The sequence below is a fragment of the Bifidobacterium sp. VU/mBH4 (B4) genome, from assembly GCF_058199535.1.
Genome location: NZ_JBVPQJ010000013.1, coordinates 1 through 5280, shown reverse-complemented (window position 1 = coordinate 5280; position 5280 = coordinate 1). Strand labels below are relative to the sequence as shown.

General features: G+C 59.5%; 6 protein-coding genes. 4 read left to right on the top strand and 2 right to left on the bottom strand.

Going from position 1 to position 5280, the window contains the following annotated elements:
• Positions 1-719 precede the first annotated feature (719 nt).
• The 4 genes from AC0AII_RS08710 (at position 720) to AC0AII_RS08695 (ending at position 3903) form a co-directional block, all read left to right on the top strand.
• Entirely contained in the window at positions 720-2150 is a 1431-nt protein-coding gene (locus tag AC0AII_RS08710; RefSeq protein ID WP_015022037.1) for a ParB/RepB/Spo0J family partition protein, read from the top strand.
• A gap of 183 nt (positions 2151-2333) precedes the next feature.
• Complete coding sequence (locus tag AC0AII_RS08705) at positions 2334-2597, top strand: hypothetical protein (protein ID WP_141650026.1); 264 nt, start codon at positions 2334-2336, stop codon at positions 2595-2597.
• 24 nt (positions 2598-2621) lie between these two features.
• Positions 2622-2969, top strand: a complete 348-nt coding sequence (locus AC0AII_RS08700; RefSeq protein ID WP_015022035.1) for a hypothetical protein — start codon at positions 2622-2624, stop codon at positions 2967-2969.
• 373 nt (positions 2970-3342) lie between these two features.
• Positions 3343-3903, top strand: coding sequence for a hypothetical protein (locus tag AC0AII_RS08695; RefSeq protein ID WP_015022034.1), 561 nt, complete (start codon positions 3343-3345; stop codon positions 3901-3903).
• Between the two features lie 135 nt (positions 3904-4038).
• Here the strand turns inward: AC0AII_RS08695 and AC0AII_RS08690 are convergent, their stop codons facing one another.
• Together AC0AII_RS08690 and AC0AII_RS08685 are read right to left on the bottom strand one after the other, a co-directional pair.
• The gene (locus AC0AII_RS08690; protein ID WP_015022033.1) at positions 4039-4485 is read right to left on the bottom strand and encodes a hypothetical protein; all 447 of its coding nucleotides are present in this window, start codon (positions 4483-4485) and stop codon (positions 4039-4041) included.
• 22 nt (positions 4486-4507) lie between these two features.
• Positions 4508-5020 (bottom strand): hypothetical protein, encoded by a 513-nt coding sequence (locus AC0AII_RS08685; RefSeq protein WP_045925197.1) that lies wholly within the window; start codon positions 5018-5020, stop codon positions 4508-4510.
• Positions 5021-5280: the final 260 nt, after the last annotated feature.

The window sequence follows — 5280 nt, the reverse complement described above, 5'->3', positions numbered from 1 at the left end:
ACCCCAACACCACACTCTGACCAACACACAACCAAACCCACACACAGAACCTAAAACAACGCGTTTAGTTCCTATAGCCCCTGATGCCGGAGAGACCGTTCTGTATCAGCATAGAGGCTAGATTGGCTGAGCTCTGATAAGGATGCGAAGGGTAAGGAATACGAGCGGTGTCCATCTCAGTTACACCCCTTTAGATAAAAAAGTGCCGCCCTAGTGTGCATATCATATAAATATGATAGAGGCAGTGGCGGCTTCTAACAAGCTTTAATATACTCGGGATATCAGTTAGAAAGCTTCATCAAGATAAAGCTTCACAATATAAACACATTTCTTATCGGATGGTCTTTCTTCTATCATGAGCTACTGCAGATCACCCTTCAATCGGCAAACATAAAACTGGTCGGCTCGGCCGGGGTTGTGGTCATCGGCGGCTGCGCCTTGATGTCTGGCCGCCGCTGTCGCACGCCTGCGGCGTGCTGCTGAAGGGGTTGGGAATGTGGTGTTTGTGCCGCCCCCTTCCATTCTGGCCCGGGCCGCTGCGACTCAAGCCCCGAGCGTCTCCGCCCACACCCCGCTCCGGCCGAGGGGGCCGAACAGCATGCCCCCTCGGCCTCCGGGGGAGTGTTCGGATCCACGCGGGGGCTTGACTCTCCGCTATACCCGGGCCGCCATTCCAGGCGTCGGCACAAACAGTCCCGGCACCAAGGAAAGGAACACCCATGAACACCACAACCACAGTGACCATGCTGCCCATCGACGCCATCAGGCCCAACGACGCCAACCCCCGAAGCGAGATAGGAGACGTGTCGGAGCTGGCCATGAGCATCGCGTCCCAAGGCATACAGCAGGCCCTGGTCGTCACACCGGCGAACCAGGAGGGGCGGCACACCCTGGTCATCGGACACCGGCGGCTGGCGGCCGCCGAGCAGGCCGGCCTTGCAACCGTGCCCTGTATCATCACCGACATGGACGAGCAGACCCAGGCGGAGGTGATGCTGGTAGAGAACATACACCGTGACCAGCTCACCGCCCTGGACGAGGCACGCGGATACGCCCACCTCCTGGACCTTGGCGAAGACGTGGACCAGATGGCCAAAGCCACTGGCCGCAGCCGCAGCACCGTGCAGCGACGGCTCAAAATATCGTCCATCGACGACGAGAAAATACTCGCGCTGCCATCCCAGCTGAGCTTCGAGGAATTGGAGACGATAGCCGACTTCCGCGACGACGAAGGCCTGCAAGACCAGCTCATCAAAGCCGCAGGCACCAACAACTGGAACATGACACTGCACCAGGTCCAGGCCAAACGGTCGCTGGACAAGTGGATCGAACAGGCCCAGGAAGCCATCAAGCAGGCCGGGCTGCCCATCGTGCCGCTGACACCATCACAATCCTGGTCTGACCCGGAAGGTTGGCGCACCATCGCCCGATTCTCCCCGGATACCGACCCCGACCCCAAGCAGGCCCTCGACACATGGCTGGAGGAATGGGAAGGCGACAAACCCACGGCCGCCGGACTGCTCGACCGTGGCGGACAGTGGCGCGTCAAAATCACCCTGCTGGAGCCATACACCCAACAGGACCAGGAGGACGAACGCCGGCAAAGAGAGGATGACCTGGCCAGGTGGCAAGCCGAACAAGAAGCCGAAATCGCACCGGCCAAGCAACTGGACACGGCAAGCCACGACCTGCGGCTGGCCTACACGCAACGGCTCATGTCCCTCAAACGCCCCGCCAAAAACCAGTCCCAGGCCCTGTCCATGCTGGTCATCGCCCAAGCGAGCCAACGCACCTGGTGGGTCAGCCGGGACCAGGTGCGGGACACATGGCGCGCCATCGTCCAGGACCAGGAAGCCGAGCTGGCGCAAAAGGCCGACCTTGACGAGAGTCGCCGCACCCAGACGGCCTTCGCCCTGTGCCACGCCATCATGGAGACACAGATCAACCACGAGACCTGGCGCAGCCAAGACGACATAGACGGCCTGCTCAAACCCCTCTACCGTGCCCTCCAAACCGCAGGCTACGCCATCAGCGACGAAGAGCAATCCGGTCTCGACGGCGACCTGGTGCCCCGACCTGAAGAGGAAGACAACGAAGGGAACGAAGATGAAACAGACGACGGCGACCAGGAGGAGGACACCAAAGAGTGAATGAACCCCGCAGCCGGCCCCGCCACCAAGCGGGGCCGGCTGCCGGCGGCGGCGCAGCGATGCCTCGCGCCACCCCACGGGGTGGAATCGGCATCGTCGAACGCCCCGCGTTCGGACAGCCAGACCGCAACGCGAGGAACGCACGACTGGTTTGTATGTGCAATTTGTACTACACTCATGGTCATGGAGATCGAGATAGAGCAATCAGCCCGCAAGCACGGCTGCGCCGACGACGAAATCAGGCACGCGGTCCTCCACTCCATAGGCCACGAACAAATCGAGGGCTACGGCGACGAGATGACGGTGGTCTTCGTCGGCCAGCCACACCCCGGGGCCCTACCCGACAACCTGCTCGAAGTCATCGTCAGCAAATGGCAGGACGGCCAGCTCCACGCCTTCCACGCCATGCCGCTGACCAGCCGGTGGCAACATCTCAGATACCAATAGACACAACCAACAAGGAGCCAGACCATGACCAACACACAGACACCCGCCGACAGGGCAGCACACGCCGAAGCACTCGACCGCATGGCCGACGCCGGCCAATTCACACCCATCGAAGGCACCCGGGTATACCGGGGCTACGACGCCGGCCCCCTGACCGACGACGACCTGCTCTCCATCTTCGCCGGCCGCCCCCGCGACGAACTCAAACAACCCACCAGCAAAACCTGGCAGGTACGCACCACCCCGGCCCTGGACCAATGGGCCGAAGCCGCCGTCAAAACAGAAGGCACCAACCTATCGGCACTGATCCGCCAAGCCACCGCCGAATACCTGGCACACCACTACCCAGGACTCCGAAGCCAGATGGCCTGACCCATCAGGGCAACATCATCAAGGGACCCCTCAACGGGGTCCCTTTTTCCATGCTCGGCTCGGCCGGGGTTGTGGTCATCGGCGGCTGCGCCTTGATGTCTGGCCGCCGCTGTCGCACGCCTGCGGCGTGCTGCTGAAGGGGTTGGGAATGTGGTGTTTGTGCCGCCCCCTTCCATTCTGGCCCGGGCCGCTGCGACTCAAGCCCCGAGCGTCTCCGCCCACACCCCGCTCCGGCCGAGGGGGCCGAACAGCATGCCCCCTCGGCCTCCGGGGGAGTGTTCGGATCCACGCGGGGGCTTGACTCTCCGCTATACCCGGGCCGCCATTCCAGGCGTCGGCACAAACAGTCCCGGCACCAAGGAAAGGAACACCCATGAACACCACAACCAGCCTCCAGGACGACGTCAAGCAACTGAGCCAGGACCCCCAACTCATGCTCACCGCAGGCCGACAGGCCCTCGACAGCATCATGCGCATACTCGACGGCACCCACCAGCCCGAAGCCATAGGACACGACCGGCTCACCCGCATGGCCGCGCTGATAGAAACCTCACTGCCGCACCGCGACGCGCTCCTGGTCGCCGCCATCAACCCCGACACCACCCGAGACGACCTGACCACCATCACCGAACAACCCCACGACCCCGCCGCCGTCAAACTCATCTTCACCAGCCTCACCACCTGCTTCGAAGGCCGGACCCCCGTCAACCAGGAACGCGCCGACAGAGCCTACAACCTCTTCGACCAGCTCACCGCCGCCGTCGGCCCCACCCCACACCTCAGCGCCTCCAGAGCCTACCTGGCCTGGGCCGCCCGCGACCCCGACCAAGCCAGCTCATACATGGTCCAAGCCCTCACCCTCGACCGAACCAACAACCTCGCAGCGCTCATCGCCCTGGCCCTCAGTAAGAACATCAACCCCACCGACGACTAACACCACACACAACCAAACCGAAGAGGTCTCCTCCCAAACCAAGGAGGAGACCTCTCCGCGTCCGATGCGTTTCTCCCGCCCCATAAAAGGGGCACTCGAATCCGCTTCATTCCCTAGGAATGATCGTTGTTTAGATTAATCATGCTTGTCTGCAGCATCAACGGCATGAATGACGAGTAGGGAGATGAGAATGGTGAGAACCTCAGTTATCAAAGATGAGAGCGCCATGGCTTCCCACCTGCTGAAGGCCAAGGCCATCAACCCCATGAGAAACACAAAACTCACAACTTCGCTAACAAGCTTCTTCAAGACCTTGTGACTGCTCATGCTAAACAACACATCCACCAACGCATCAGTTATGTAGGTACCAAAGAACCACAACAGAAAGATAACGATGGTACCCAAAACCCCACGCCACCCATGCACCCAGGAACGAACGCCACCGAAAGGGAGCAAGCGATAAGTGACACCAATGCCGACCGCAAAAGGAAAGACAAAACCCAACAACACAGTTCCGAAAAAACCAACACCGGTAATCGCATCCGAAACCGTTACATGGTCTGATCGTCCACGGTCACTCATCGCTCACCCCTCTCTCCATGAATCAGAGGAACAAATCAACCCATGTCGCCGTGTATTCAGCAATATCGTAAGGGATGCCCAGCTGCATCAAACCTGAGACGATAGCGGCATGAGTCCAGACGCCGGTGGCTTCCAGGAAGTCTGCAATCCGACCGGCCCACGGAGCAATCTTGGCAGGAAGCTTGGAACCTCCCCAGCGCAGAAGCTTAATGACAGCTTTCTTGGCGATCGTCGTAGCCCAATTCCTCGATTGGAAGCCATTACCGGCAGTGCCATCATGCATCGAGAATGCATACTCGGTCAGGATGCCAGCACCTTCATAATCACCGTTTTCCCATGCGGTATCCGCTATCTCCAGCACATCCCTCGGAGTCAGCGAATCGGTGACTTGACTCACGATAGATGTCGAAGCGGTATCCACAGGCTCTGCAGCCATCGCCTGACTGGGAACCATGGCGACTCCCATAGACAGCGCAAGTGGAACAGCAACGCTGGCGAGCAACCTACTTTTGATAGTGTTCAGAGCTTTCATCATAAGCCCTTTTCCGTTTGTTGAGTCAATTCATCCTTGATAACCAATAACGAAGTCAGCGGTGTCAGCCATGGCACCTCTGACAACCCAGCTAAAACTGGAATACTGCACTGATAGATAGGCCTAACTATCATTCTTGAGTTATTACATCAACGGTGACAGTAGCACCACCGTTACACCATTATAGGGCTATAGGAACTAAACGCGTTGTTTATGTTGGGGGTTTGGCCTTGTGGCTGTAAGCGTGTTGGGTGGTTGTTAAT